This is a genomic window from Streptomyces sp. NPDC000941 (assembly GCF_053599555.1).
The window spans coordinates 97,275-111,218 of the sequence record NZ_JBSFMM010000009.1 but is presented as its reverse complement, the minus strand read 5'-3'; the positions used below and the strand labels follow the sequence as shown (position 1 = coordinate 111,218).

10 protein-coding genes are annotated in these 13,944 nt (G+C 68.9%); 2 read left to right on the top strand and 8 right to left on the bottom strand.

Annotation, left to right across the window (positions count from 1 at the left end; translation table 11 throughout):
* Window positions 1–407 precede the first annotated feature (407 nt).
* A complete protein-coding gene (locus ACWDSL_RS05790) occupies window positions 408–806 on the bottom strand; it encodes a hypothetical protein (protein ID WP_450482071.1) in 399 nt (132 codons plus the stop codon).
* A gap of 78 nt (window positions 807–884) precedes the next feature.
* The gene (locus tag ACWDSL_RS05785; RefSeq protein ID WP_450482069.1) at window positions 885–1,610 is read right to left on the bottom strand and encodes a GntR family transcriptional regulator; all 726 of its coding nucleotides are present in this window, start codon (window positions 1,608–1,610) and stop codon (window positions 885–887) included.
* Window positions 1,611–1,694: 84 nt separating this feature from the next.
* On the opposite strand from ACWDSL_RS05785, the gene ACWDSL_RS05780 reads away from it, so the two are divergent.
* Complete coding sequence (locus tag ACWDSL_RS05780; RefSeq protein WP_450482067.1) at window positions 1,695–2,507, top strand: class I SAM-dependent methyltransferase; 813 nt, start codon at window positions 1,695–1,697, stop codon at window positions 2,505–2,507.
* Between the two features lie 172 nt (window positions 2,508–2,679).
* Here the strand turns inward: ACWDSL_RS05780 and ACWDSL_RS05775 are convergent, their stop codons facing one another.
* The 5 genes from ACWDSL_RS05775 to ACWDSL_RS05755 form a co-directional block, all read right to left on the bottom strand.
* A complete protein-coding gene (locus tag ACWDSL_RS05775) occupies window positions 2,680–4,722 on the bottom strand; it encodes a glycoside hydrolase (RefSeq protein ID WP_450482065.1) in 2,043 nt (680 codons plus the stop codon).
* A 75-nt stretch (window positions 4,723–4,797) separates the two neighbouring features.
* The gene (locus ACWDSL_RS05770) at window positions 4,798–6,870 is read right to left on the bottom strand and encodes a beta-galactosidase (RefSeq protein WP_450482063.1); all 2,073 of its coding nucleotides are present in this window, start codon (window positions 6,868–6,870) and stop codon (window positions 4,798–4,800) included.
* Window positions 6,871–6,996: 126 nt separating this feature from the next.
* A complete protein-coding gene (locus ACWDSL_RS05765; RefSeq protein ID WP_450482061.1) occupies window positions 6,997–8,343 on the bottom strand; it encodes an ABC transporter substrate-binding protein in 1,347 nt (448 codons plus the stop codon).
* A gap of 32 nt (window positions 8,344–8,375) precedes the next feature.
* Entirely contained in the window at window positions 8,376–9,341 is a 966-nt protein-coding gene (locus ACWDSL_RS05760) for a carbohydrate ABC transporter permease (protein ID WP_450482059.1), read from the bottom strand.
* Between the two features lie 3 nt (window positions 9,342–9,344).
* Window positions 9,345–10,268, bottom strand: a complete 924-nt coding sequence (locus ACWDSL_RS05755) for a carbohydrate ABC transporter permease (RefSeq protein WP_450482057.1) — start codon at window positions 10,266–10,268, stop codon at window positions 9,345–9,347.
* Window positions 10,269–10,588: 320 nt separating this feature from the next.
* On the opposite strand from ACWDSL_RS05755, the gene ACWDSL_RS05750 reads away from it, so the two are divergent.
* Window positions 10,589–11,602: a LacI family DNA-binding transcriptional regulator gene (locus ACWDSL_RS05750; protein WP_450482055.1), complete on the top strand. Its 1,014-nt coding sequence runs from the start codon at window positions 10,589–10,591 to the stop codon at window positions 11,600–11,602.
* Window positions 11,603–11,618: 16 nt separating this feature from the next.
* On the opposite strand, the gene ACWDSL_RS05745 is transcribed toward ACWDSL_RS05750, so the two are convergent.
* A complete protein-coding gene (locus ACWDSL_RS05745) occupies window positions 11,619–13,883 on the bottom strand; it encodes a WD40 repeat domain-containing serine/threonine protein kinase (protein ID WP_450482053.1) in 2,265 nt (754 codons plus the stop codon).
* Window positions 13,884–13,944 lie beyond the last annotated feature (61 nt).

Genomic DNA, 13,944 nt, shown 5'->3' with positions numbered 1-13,944 from the left:
TCGGCGTGTCGCCGTCTCAAACTCACCCCAAAATCATTGGCCGTCATTCACAGCGGACGGTCATGATGAGCGCGCCGCGAGTCGCGGGCGGTACCGGCTTCAGCCGGACCTCGTGCGGGCCGCGGCAAAGATCGTGGATCTCGTCGGGCGTGGCGTCGGGCTCGGACGTGTACAGCGCGCAGTACGGGGACATACGCCGGGCACCGACCGGGACACTCATACCCGGCCCCGCTCTCGGGCGCGGCGCAGGGCGGCAAGCTCAGCGAGCGGGTCCGGCTGCTTCGGAAAACTCGGCGCGCAGCCGGGGCACGCGTAGGCAGTGCGGCCGCCACAACTGGCGGAGTGCACGTGCCCCACGATGACCGGCTGTTTGGTCGGCTTGTCGCAGCGGGCGCAGATCTGGGAGGTCACCGGTCGGCCTCCTCAGCGAGGGCGGCCAGGGCGAGCGCCCGGCGCAACAGCGCGGCGTCGGTGAGGTAGCGGCCCGGGCCCACCGGAATGCGCCAATGGATGCCCGGTGGGCCCGTCCAGTGCGCCGGCGGTACGCCGACGTAGCTTGCCCCTGCGGTTGTCGCGCCGAGTACGTGCACCTGTCGGACGTCCCAGTCGCCGGCGGAGCCCGGCTCCACAAGCCAGTACAGAGGGCCGTGCTTGTCCTGGATCACGGCGCCGGACTCGTCCCCAAGCAGTTTCAGCGCATGCTCGCCGACGAGCCCCGAGGCTCTCACGGCGTCCCACCAGGTGCCCGCTGGTAAGACCTTGACGTCGTATCCGCTCGATGGTGTCCATGGCAGGGCTCTGTTCATGGTCGGCTCCAGTGCGTGAGGGAGCGTATGCAACCCTCTACACACTGGACCGGTTGACCGGTCCAGCCAAGCGGGTCGTCAACTCGAAGCCCCCATCGTGTAGCTGTCCGTCAACTCCCACAGATCGCCCGACGTCACACCCTCCTCGCAGACCAGGGCACGACCATCTCGGTCATAGGCTGCGTGCAGGGCAACGGCAACCGCCGCAGGCTGAGACAGCCTCAGCAACTCCGCTTCTTCCTTCGCCGCCAGCCGCACCGTGTGGGTGTCGACTCCCCTCGCCGGAGACCACCCAGTGCAGCGGGCAGCGTAGTTCGTCGTCCCCTCTGCGATCGGTCCCTTCATGCCGAGCCGCGGGCAATTATCCGCGATGTCCTGCGGGAACCACGCGATGACCAGCGTGAACGGATCTCCGTCGTCAAGGAGCACGAGCCGCGCCCGGCGTAGAGCTTGAGCGCCCTCCGGAAGTTGCATCGCGTCGGCGACCCGCTGGGGTGGAACCTCCTTGGTCGGTGTGCCCAACCGCTTGTAGGGGCGTCCTTCTGTCACCCGATCGTTGGAACTCCGGCGTCCGGCCGGACGGGCCACGGGAGTCTTGACGACCGTGAAACCCGCGCCTTGGCGAGCGACGACCACACCGTCGTTCCGCAGGATGTCCATCGCCTTGATCACGGTGGCTCGGGACACGCCGAACTGCCCGGTCAGCTCACGGCCGGAGGGGAGGAGGTCGCCCGGGCCGAACTCCCCTTCGGTGATACGTGCTCGGAGGTGATCGGCGATCTGCTCGTACTTCAGTTTCGGCATGACTGCTCCCACGCAGAGGACCGGTTGACCGGGCACGTTACCCGGACAGCAGCCCCAGGCACCCGGGGCCGTCACAATGCAGTCATGACGGCTCACCGGATATCTCCCGAGGTCATGACCTTCTACGCGTCCACCATCGACGAGGCCGCGCGGCTGTCGTCTTCGGCGGACGGCAGGCTGGAGATGGTGCGGACACAGGAACTCCTGCGCCGCCACCTGCCCTCTGCCCCGGCACGGATCCTCGACGTCGGCGGCGGCCCGGGCACGCACGCCCGCTGGCTGACCGAGGATGGCCACCGCGTCCACCTTGTCGACCCCATCCCCCGACACATTGAGCAGGCGACGCACATCAAGGGGTGCACGGTGGAATTGGGCGATGCCCGGGAACTCACAGCGGAGAACGAGTGCTATGACGTTGTCCTCCTGCTCGGCCCCCTCTACCACCTCCTGGAGCGCGACGAGCGCGCTCGGGCCATCGCTGAGGCGTACCGCGTCCTGCGCCCCGGGGGGCTGCTTGCCGCCGCCGGGATCAACCGCTACGCGAGCCTCTTTGAGCACACCGCCTTCGCCCACCTGTACAAGGAGCGGATGCAGGAGAGCATCGGAAGCATCCTTCGGACTCAGGTGCACGATGGGAAGAAGGGCTTTACGGCGGCCTACTTCCACTCCGGCGAGCAGCTGCTCGAAGAAGTGCAGGACGCGGGGTTCGATGCTCAGGTCTTCGGCATCGAGGGCCCTGCGTGGGCGATGCTGAAGGCGGCAGAGCAGTACACCGGTGAATCCGTGGTCGATACACCGCTGTTCGAGTCGGCCCTGACCGCCGCGCGCATGGCCGAGCCATACCCAGAACTGCTGGCTGCGAGCTCCCATCTCTTGGCAGTAGGGCGCCGCCGCTGACTTTGTGGTGAATCTTGCCCATGTAGCCAATCATCGTGTTGGGCCGTTATCAACGAGGCTTATGAGGCACTGCTGCTGTGGCGGCACTCACCACGGGCGCGTGGGTATGAGACAGGCCCCCTCGCCAGGCGCGCGGGCCAGCGAGGGGGCACAGGGCGGATCGGGCCGCCGGTCAGCTCACGTCGGTCACCTTCCAGCGCTGGTTGGCGCCGGAATTCGGCTGCCAGGCGGAGACGGTGGCCCCGTCCTGCGTGGACTGGCCGGAGACCTCCAGCAGCCTGCCGGTGGCGGCGTTGACGAGGGTCCAGGTGCCATCGCCGGTCGTCGACATGATCCATTGGGTGGCCTGGTCGCGGTCGCCCTGGTCGGGTTCCAGCACGGCCGCGCCGTTACGGACGGCGAGGCGCTTGCCGTCCGTCTGGTTGGTGAACACATACCGCTGCCGGTTGCCCTCGCCGCTGATCTGACGGAGCTGCCAGCGCTGGGTGGTGTCGGCCGCGTCGGCGCTCGCCGTCTTGATGACGAGGCCGGTGCCGCTCTCCGCGACGGTGAGCTGCTTGCCGCTCTGGGCGCCGGTCAGCTGGTAGGTGTGGCCCTCGCGCAGCAGCGCGGCGTCCTTCGCGGTGCCGGAGACCCCCTTGACGAGGAAGGAGGTCACCGATTGGGCCGGGACCGTGAAGGTGGCGCGCCGGTCGGTGACCCGGATCGGGCGGTGCCGCTCCAACTTGCCCTCGGCACTGGTCACGACGGGCGTGACGGTGGCGCCACGGGAGACATCGGCGAACTTGGACAGGTCGACGGTGACCGTGCGCTCGGCGGTGGTGCTGTTGACGTGGACGACGGTGGCACCGTTGCCCCGCTGGGAGACGGCGGCGGCGCTGGAGGTGTCGTCGACCTTCACCAGCCGGTCACCGGGCTTGATGTAGTGAGTGAAGTTCCGGGCGGTGTCGAACTTGGTGTTGGTGCGGATCGGGCAGGTCTTGAGGGTGTCCTTCGAGGTGCAGCTGAACGGGAGCTGGATGCTGCCCCAGTTGCCGCCCTTGGCGGACTCCCCGCCGGGCTTCATGTTGTCGTAGTCCTCGACCGGCTGCCAGAAGACCCAGGCCCGGGGCTCGAGTTCGCGCAGGTCGTCGACGATGTGCTGGGCCAGTCCGAGGCCGGGGCGCATGTCCTGGAAGTCCTGGCCGTCGCCCCAGTCGCCCTCGACCTCGCTCATCCACAGCGGCTTGTCTGCCGCCTTGGCCAGGTCGCGTACGGCGGTGCGGCCGCCGGTGCCGTAGGTGTGCACATTCATCTGGGCGACCAGGTCACGCACCTCCTTCGGGTACGTGTTCCAGTTCTGGGCGAAGATGTTCGGGTTCGTCTCGTCCATCGCCGAGATCTTCGCGCCGGTCCTGGCCTTCTTCAGGGCCTCCGCCAGGGCCGGGATGACCTTCTGCTGGAGCTCGGGGCCGATATGGGCCCCTTCCTGACGGCCTCCGACCGGCTGGCCGTCGGTGCCCAGGCGGGTGCTCCAGTAGCCGGTGTTGGGCTCGTTGAACGGGTCGACGGTGTCGACCTTGATGTCGTGTGCCTTCTCCAGCCGCTTGGTGGCACCGGCCAGATAGGCGGCGAAGTCGTCGACGGAGTCGGTCTTGAGCTGGTCGGCGGTGGCGTTGAAGCCGCCGGAGACATAGCCGCTGGTGGTCATGAACCACGGCGGTGAGTTGCTGAACGTCTCCCAGTGGTCGATGTCGCCCTTGATCCGGTCCACCCACCAGCGCTGCTTCGCGTCGGCGTCGGGGTTCCAGTCGGCGGGGTCATCGGCGCTCCACCAGTCGGTGTCCTCGCGAGTGGTGCCCTCGGGCGCCTTCCACCAGCCCGGGACCGCGCCTCCGGCACGGAGATAGTCCTTGACGTCCGGGGCGTTGCCACCGCCGATGTTGTAGCGGGCGATGTTCAGGGCCAGGCCGTCGTCGCCGAAGAGGAGCGCGGCCAGCTTCTGGCGTATCTCCTCGGGGTAGCCGCCGGTGACATTGGCGAACCACACCAAGCTGGTGCCCCAGCCCTCGAACTTCTGCTGCTGATAGGAGGGGTCGGGCCGGACGGTCACGGCCTCGGCCTGCGTCTGGGCCTCCGCCTGCGGGGACGGTGCGCTGATCAAGGCGGCGCCCGTGGCCAGGGCGGTGACGCCGACGGCCCCCAGGAGGCGTCTTGTGCGGGTACGGCGTTCCATCGTGTGCTCCCAACTCGTCGGTGGTCGCTTCGGTGGGACGGCATGCCCAGCGGACATGCCCGTGTGGGGGGTAGGTCAGGAGGCGGGCTGTCGCACCACGGCGACCTCCCGCGGCCGCAGGGTGAGCGCGCCGTCGGCCGCCGTGGCGCCGCCGGTCAGCGGCTCCCCGGTGAGGCCGGGCAGGCTCACCTGCTCGTCGGTGCGGTTGACGAGGAAGAGGTAACGGGCGTCGGCGGTGCGGCGCACCGTCAGCTCGACGCGCCCGCGCACCTCGGCGGGCAGCTCGCTGTGGACTCCGGCGCCTTCCAGCAGGCCCGGCAGCAGGCGGGTGAGCCCGTCGGGGCCCAGCCGGGTGGAGACATACGCGGCCGAGCCCTGGCCCGCCGCGCGGCGGGTGATGGCCGGGCGGCCGGCGTAGGTGCCGGTGCGGTAGTGGGCGAGGGTCCGTACGCCGTCGGGGTCGGTGACCGTGATCTGGTCGGTCCACAGGGTGCCGGTGGCCGGGGATTCCGTACCGTCCGGGCCGTCCAGTTCGACCGCCTCCTCGGCCAGCAGCGGGCCGAACTCCTCGATCCGGATGCCCAGCAGTTCACGCAGCGCCCCGGGGTAGCCGCCCAGCCAGACGTGGTCGTTCTCGTCGACGACACCGGAGAAGTACGTGGTGACCAGGTGGCCGCCCGTCTCGACGTACCGCGTGAGCTCCTTGGCCAGGGCCTGGGGCACCACATGCAGTACGGGAGCGATCAGCAGCCGGTACTCGTCGAGGTCGGCCCGGGTGGTGATGACATCGGCGCGGATGCCCAGCGCGAGAAGCGCGGAGTACCAGTCAAGGGCCTCCTGCCGGTAGTTGAGCCGGGAGCTGGGGTGGGAGTCCTGCTCGCTGGCCCACCACGAGTCCCAGTCGTATACGATCCCGACCCGCGCCCGCTCGCGCTCGGCCCCGGCGACCGGCGCCAGCGCCTGAAGGGTGGCGCCCAGCTCGGTCACCGCGCGGAAGACATCGCTGTCGGCCCCGGCGTGCGGCACCATCGCCGAGTGGTACTTCTCGGCCCCGGCCGCCGACTGCCGCCACTGGAAGAAGCAGACCGCGTCGGCGCCGTGCGCGACGTGCAGCAGGGAGTCGCGCGCGAGGTCGCCCGGGCGCTTGGCCACGTTGATGGGCTGCCAGTTGACCGCGCTGGTGGAGTGCTCCATGAGGAACCACGGGCGCCCGCCCGCGATACCGCTGGTGAGGTTGGCGGAGAAGGACAGCTCGTCGCGGTCCTGGGGGCCGGGGAGGACGTAGTGGTCGTTGGAGACGAAGTCGATCTCGTCGGCCCAGTCGGGGTAGTTCATCCCCTTGGTCTCGCCCATCACCATGAAGTTGGTGGTCACGGGCACGTCCGGGGTGATCTCGCGCAGGATGTCCCGCTCTGCGCGCAGATACTCCTTCAGCGCGTCGGAGGAGAAGCGCTTGAAGTCGAGCTGCTGGGTGGGGTTGGGGTGAGACGCGGCCAGCCGGGGCGGCAGGATCTGGTTCCAGTCGCTGTAGCGCTGGGACCAGAAGGCGGTGCCCCAGGCGTGGTTGAGCGCGTCCAGGGTTCCGTAGCGCGCGCGCAGCCAGTCGCGGAAGGCGCGGGCGGCGTCGTCGGAGTAGTCGTAGATGTTGTGGCAGCCCAGCTCGTTGGAGACATGCCAGGCCACCAGGGCGGGGTGGTCGGCGTAGCGCCGGGCCATCTCGGTCACCAGGCGCAGCGCGTGCTCACGGAAGACCGGTGAGGTGGGGCGCCAGTGCTGGCGCGCTCCCGGCCACACCGTCTCACCGGAGGCGGTGACCGGCAGGATCTCCGGGTGCGCGGTGGTCAGCCAGGGCGGCGGGGACGCGGTGGCGGTGGCCAGGTCGACCCCGATGCCGCCCGCGTGCAGAAGGTCCATGACCTCGTCGAGCCATCCGAAGTCCCACTGGTCCGGGGCCGGCTGGATGCGGGCCCAGGAGAAGATCGCCACGGAGACGGCATTGACGCCGGCCTGGCGCATCAGCCGTACGTCCTCCTCCCACACCTCGCGCGGCCACTGCTCGGGGTTGTAGTCGGCGCCGAAGACCAGGCGGGGGGAGGCGGGGTCACCGTCCGACCCGTACGGCAGCCGGGAGAGGAGGGTGGAGATCATGGTGGTCCTTCCGGTGTACCGCACGGGGCGGCGCGGCGTTGGTGCTGGTGGTGCCGTGGTGCTGGTGGTGCTCAGGGCGTGCGGCAGCAGGGCCCGCGGCCTCGCGGTCCCTGCTGCCGGACGGGCTTACTCCGAAACCGTGAAGCCCTGCTCCTTGCCGTACTTGACGGAGGCGTCCTGCCAGCCCTTCAGCCCCTTGGTCAGCGGGGTGTTCGAGACATAGGCCTTGCCGACGCTGTCGTTGAAGATCGAGTTGGCGTACACCTGGTAGGGCAGGTACGACCAGCCGCTGCCGACGTTCGCGGCCGACTCGGCGAAGATCTTGTTGGCCTTCTGCCCGCCGAAGTACGGGAACTCGGTGTTCTGGAACGCGTCGGACTGGAGGTCCGCCGTGGTCGCCGGGAAGGCTCCGCCCTTGAGCCGGGTCTGCACGCCCTTGCCGGCGTTCGCGTACTCGGTGAAGGCGTAGGCGAGCTCCTTGTTCTTGCCCGCCGAGGGCAGGGCCAGCGAGCTGCCGCCGTTCTCCGCGGTGGCCTTGTCGCCCTTGGTCCACTGCGGCAGCGGGGCCACGCGCCAGTCACCGGAGGCGTTCTTCACACCGGAGACGAAGTTGGCGGGCATCCAGGCGCCGGTGGTCAGGGTGGCGATGTCGCCGTTGCCCAGCCCCTTGTACCAGTCGTCGGTCCAGCCGTTGACGGGCGCGAGAAGCTTCTCGTCGATGAGCGTCTGCCAGGTCTTGGTGTAGGTGGCGGCGCCCTTGTCGGAGAAGTTGATCTTCACCTTGGTGCCGTTGTCCTCGACCTTGTACGGGCGCGAACCGGCCTGCCACAGCAGGCTGGTGGTCATACCCGCCTCGCCGATGTCGCTGGTGATGTAGACCTTCGGGTCGGCCTTGTGCAGCTTGCGCGCCGCGTCGACGTACTCGTCCCAGGTGGTGGGCACCGCGACCTTGTACTTGTCGAAGACCTTCTTGTTGTAGAACAGCGCCATCGGACCGGAGTCCATGGGGAGGGCGTAGATCTTGTCGCCGGACTTCACCGAGTTCCACGGGCCGGGCGAGTAGGTCTTGGAGAGCTTGTCGGCGCCGAAGCCGGACAGATTGTCCAGCGACTTGGTCAGCGCGAACTGGCCGAGCGCGTAGTACTCGATCTGCGCGACGTCCGGGACGCCCTTCTTCGCCGCTATGGCGTTCTGCAGGGCGGTGTACTGGTCCTTGTTGGTGCCCGCGTTGACGAGGTTGACGTGGACCTTGGGGTGTTCTTTCTCGAAGTCCTTGACGACCTGCTTGAGCGTGGGCTCCCAGGCCCAGACCGTGATGGAGCCACCCTTCTTCAGGGCCGCCTGGATGTCCCCGGCGGACACCTTCTTGTCGCTGGAGCCGCCGTCGTCGGAGCCGCCACAGGCGGTCGTTCCCAGGGCGAGGGCGCAGACGAGGCCGATGCCGCGCAGCAGGCGGCGCGTGTTCTTGGGCATGGTGCTTCCACTTCTTCGTGGTGGGGTGAGGGTTATTCCTTGACGCTTCCGGCGGCGAGTCCGGACTGCCAGTACTTCTGCAGCAGCAGGAAGGCGACGATCAGGGGGAGGATGGTGATCAGCGAGCCGGTGATCACCAGGTTGAAAACGACATCGCCACCGGCCGTCTGGGCCTGGGCGTTCCAGCTGTTCAGCCCCACGGTCAGCGGATACCAGTCCGGGTCCTTGAGCATGATCAGCGGCAGGAAGTAGTTGTTCCAGGTCGCGACCATCGTGAACAGCAGCACGGTCACGATGCCCGGTGCCAGCAGCGGCAGGCTGACCCGGAAGAAGGTCCGTAGCTCGCTCGCGCCGTCGATGCGGGCGGCCTCCAGCAGCTCGGTGGGAATGGCCTCGGTGGCGAAGACCCACATCAGATACAGACCGAAGGGCGAGACGAGCGAGGGGATGATCACCGCCCAGGGGGTGTCGGTCAGCCCCATCTTGCTGAACATCAGGAAGGTGGGGACCGCCAGCGCGGTGGTCGGTACGGCGACGGCCCCGATGACGACGGCGAACACGGCGCGTTTGCCGGGGAAGGTGAACTTCGCCAGGGCATAGCCGCCCAGGACCGCGAGGAAGGTGGCGCCACCGGCGCCGAGCCCCACATACAGCAGGGTGTTCAGCAGCCAGCGGACGAAGACCCCGTCGTTGTAGGTGAAGGTCTCACGGACGTTGTCCCACAGGGCGAAGTGGTCGGCGAACCACAGCCCGGAGGAGTCGGCCAGCCCTTCCTGGGTCTTGGTGGAGCTGATGACCAGCCATATCAGCGGCACCAGGGAGTACAGCAGCACCAGACCGGTCAGCACGGTCAGCAGCACACTGCGGCGGGGGCGGCGGCTGTCGGCGGTCCGCGCGTTACGGGCGTTACGGCGCGGGGTGCGCAGCCGGGGCGCGTGGCCGGAGGATCCGGTCCGGGCGGACGTGGCCTTGGAAGCGGTGGTGGCGGGGCTGCTCATGGTTCAGGCTCCCTTGCGCATGCCGCGCAGCTGGACGACATAGGCGACGACCATGGTGATCAGCCCCATGACGATGGCGACCGTCGCGGAGTAGTTGTACTGCTGGCCCCTGAAGGACAGCGTGTACGTGTAGTAGTTCGGGGTGTAGTCCGTGGTGACCGCGTTCAGTGCCAGGGGCCTGAGGACGCTCGGCTCGTTGAACAGCTGGAAGCTGCCGATGATCGAGAAGATCGTCGCGATGACGAGGGCGCCGCGGATCGCGGGGAGCTTGATGGCGGTGATGACGCGGAGCTGTCCGGCGCCGTCGATCTCCGCGGCCTCGTACAGGGACTGCGGGATCACCCGTAGCGCCGCGTAGAAGATCAGCATGTTGTAGCCGACGAACTCCCAGGTGACGATGTTGCCGATCGACGCCAGGATCAGGTCGGGCGAGAGCGGATCGGGCAGCGAGACGCCGAAGGCGTCGTTGATGTCCCCCACCAGCCCGAAGCGGGTGCCGTACATGAAGGCCCACATCAGCGTGGCCACCACGGCGGGCACCGCATAGGGCAGGAAGATCGAGATCCGGAAGAAGTTCTTGCCGTACAGCCGTCCGCTGTCCAGCGCGAGCGCGACGAGCAGGGCGATGCCCAGCATGATCGGCACCTGGACGGCCAGGAACAGCCCCACCCGGGTCACTCCGGACCAGAACTGATCGTCCTGGAGCGCCTGCTTGTAGTTGTCGAGCCCCACAAAGGTGTTGCCACCGATCAGCCTGTCCTGGAAGAGACTGAGGTAGATCGAATACACGATGGGAGCCAGGAAGACCAGGGCGAAGACCGCTACGAAGGGGCCGATGAACCCCCACCCCGTCCAGGACCGTCGGTCCCGTATCAGCGAAGGCCGTGCCGTGCGGTCCACGGCCGCCGGCTGTTGCAGCGTCGTCATGTCGATCCTCGTTCATCCCTCTCGGAGCCCGGAGGCCCGGCGCCCACGCAATGTTTACGCAAACACCACACCCTGGAAAAGCCCTTGACGGATGTTATGTTTACGTAAACATCTGGTGGCGGCATGTCTACACTGCCCGAATGTCGACGGTCAAGGGTCGTCGTACGACGATTCCGCAACACTGCGGATGAAAGGGGGCAAGAGTGGACACAACGGACAGTGAATCAGCCTCGGCGAGTACACCGCAGATCCGGGCTGGAGCTGGGGCGGGGGCCGGGGCCGGGACCACGCGCGCCGACCGGCGGGTCCAGCGCGCTTCCATGGCGGACGTCGCCCGCCTGGCCGGAGTCTCCTCGCAGACGGTCTCCCGGGTCTCCAACGGCTACTCGGGGGTGACCGAAGAGACCCGGCAGCAGGTGCTCGCGGCGATGAAGGAGCTGGGCTACCGGCCCAACAGCGCCGCCCGCGCGCTCAAACGCGGCGAGTTCCGCACCATCGGCGTCATCACCTTCTCCCTCGCCACCACCGGCAACGTACGCACCCTCGAGGCCATCGCCACCTCCGCGGCCCACGAGGGTTACGCCGTGACACTCCTGCCCGTCGCGGTCCCCACCCAGGACGAGGTGCGGGGCGCCTTCTCCCGGCTCGGGGAGCTCGCCGTCGACGCCGTCATCGTCATCATGGAAGTGCATCTCCTCGACACCGCCACCGTCTCGCTGCCCCCCAACGTCCAGGTCGTCGTGGCCGATTCGGACGCGGGCGACCGCTACAGCGTCGTCGACACCGACCAGGCCGGCGGCACCCGCGCCGCCGTACGCCACCTCCTCGACCTCGGCCACCGCACGGTGTGGCACCTGTCCGGTCCCCAGGAGTCCTTCGCCGCGCAGCGCCGCACCGACGCATGGCGTGTCACCCTCACCGACGCGGGGTGTGCGCCACCGCCGCTGGTACGGGGCGACTGGTCCGCGGAGTCCGGCTACCAGGCCGGACTCCGCCTCGCCGACGAGGCCGACTGCACGGCGGTGTTCGCCGCCAACGACCAGATGGCGCTCGGCCTGCTGCGGGCCCTGCACGAACGCGGCCGGAGAGTGCCCGAGGACGTCAGCGTCATCGGCTTCGACGACATCCCCGAGGCCGGCTCCTTCCTGCCGCCCCTGACCACCGTCCACCAGGACTTCGCGGAGGTGGGGCGGCGCTGTGTCGAGGGGGTGCTGCGGCAGATGAGGGAGGACGGGGAGGACATGGCGGAACCCGGCACCACGCTGGTCCCGACCCGGCTCGTGGTGCGCGGCAGCACGGCGTCACCGCCGTCGCACCACTTCCGTCGCCAGTAGGGTCGGATGGGCGGGGTTAGGTGAGCTTCCAGAGGGCCAGGTAGTAGTCCAGGGATTCGACCAGGAGCTTGTTGTCGGGGCTGAAGGCGAGGGCGTCCGCGAGGACATCACCCGACCCGGTCGACGACAGGGCCTCCGCCACCGACTCGGTGCTGTCGTCCAATGTGCGGATGGGGTTCCAGGTGGCGGTGGACCAGATCTGGACCGCCCCGCCCCGCGCGCTGGCGGCCAGGGACTTGCCGTCCGGGCTGAACGCCACGGAGCCGATCATCTGCGAGGTGAAGGCCAGGGTCTCGATCTCCTTGCGGCTGCCGGTGTCCCAGAGCCTGACTCCTTCGGTCCCGGCGTCGGCCGCGACGACCTTGCCGTCCGGGCTGAGCGCGAGGTCGTACAGGCCGTCCTTACCCGCCTGGACGGTGGCGGTGATGCTCCGCCGCCTGATGTCCCAGAAGTGCAGCTTGTTTTCCGTGGTGGAGGCGATGAGGCTGCGGCCGTCCCGGGTGAACACGGCGGACGCCACCCATCCCGTGTTCACATCCGTCGTGGGGCCCATGGGGTCGACGAGGGTGGCGATCTTGTCGCGGGACCTGACATCCCACACCGTGATGGTGGTGTTCGAGCTGTACGCCAGGGTCTTCCCGTCCCGGCTGAACGCCACCGAGTCGTACTCGGAGTCCTTCTGGTTCTTGTCGCCGTGGAGCGTGGCCACCTTCCTACCGGGCACGACGTCCCACAGCGTGATCGTCGCGTAGTCGTCGATGGAGGCGAGGAGCGACCCGTCGGGGCTGAACGCCACGTCCCCGGTGGCGTTGTCGCTCCCTCCCTCGCCGGGCGGGCTGAGGATCGCCGCCAGCTTCATGGAGGGGCTGTGCCGCAGCTCCACGCCCCCGTCCAGGTTCCCGACGGCGATGAACCTGCCGTCCGGGCTGAACTCCACGGCCGTCAGCATGGAGTCCAACTTTTTGGACAGGGTGACCAAGGGCGTCCGCCCGGCGGCGGTCGACCCGGACCGCGACACGTTCGGGCTCGGGCTCGCCGTCTGCGACGGCGATGTGCTCGACGACGAGGACGCCCCGGAACCCCCCTTGGCCGAGGACCCGGAGAACCGGTCCACGGCGAGCGGGACGGCGACGGCTGCAGTGACACCGGCGCCCAGCGCGCCGAGCAGGAAAACGCGCCGACTCGCGCGCCGAACCCCGGCGGGATCGTCCGCCGGGCGGTCGGGGTGCTGTGGAGCCGCGGTCGGGGCCGCGGTCGGGGCTACGTGCAGGTCCACGGGCGGGTCCGTGGGCGGGTTCACGGGCAGGCGCGCGGTGCCGTCCGCTCCTGGCTCGGCGCGCAGGACGACCGTCCCGGCCCCGGATTCCACAAGCGCGCCACCGTCCTCGGGCAGACCGAGGACCCGGGCGATCTCGGCCTGCTGCGCGTCGATCAGGTCGTGTACGGCGGCGGGCCAGGGCCGCGCGGACGGGGCGAGCTGCCCGACGAGCTCCAGGATCCCGGCCGGAGTGGGCCGCTGGGACGGATCCTTGTCCAGACACCGTTCGACGAGCCCGCGCAACTCGTCCGGGATCGGGGCGAGATCGGGTTCGCTGTGCACGACGTTGTAGAGCATCTGCAGCGTGGAAGAACCAGCGAACGGGACCCGCCCGGTGCACGCCTGGAACAGCACCGCGCCCAGCGAGAACACATCGCTGGCCGGGGTGAGTTCACGGCTCTCCGCCTGTTCCGGCGACATGAAGGCGGGTGAGCCGACCAGCCAGCCCGTATGGGTGATCTTGGTGATGTTCTCGCTGTCGATCGCCCGTGCGATGCCGAAGTCGATGACCCGCGGCCCGTCGGCGGCGAGCAGCACATTGGACGGCTTGAGGTCGCGGTGGATCAGCCCGGCCCGGTGGATCTCGGCCAGGGCCGCGGCGAGCCCCGCGGCCAGGCGCACCGTCGACTCGGGCGGCAACGGAGCGACGTTTTCGACGACTTGTCCCAGTGCCGGGCCCGGAACGAACACCGAGGCCAGCCACGGAAGCGGCGCGTCCGCGTCCGCGTCGACCACGGCGGCCGTATACGCACCGGACACCTTTCTGGACGCCTCCACCTCGCGGCGGAAGCGCGTACGGAACCCGTCGTCCTCCACGAACTGCGAGCGCACCACCTTGACCGCGACCAGGCGCCCGTCCGGCGCGACACCGAGCAGCACCCGCCCCATGCCGCCCCGGCCCAGCTCGGCCACCAGCCGGTACGGACCGGCCACCGGCCGGTCCGCCTCCCCCATCAGCTCCATCGGCCCTCTCCGACTCGTCGTTGCCTGCGGACAGTGGATCCTGTCACGCCCCGTGTGTGCA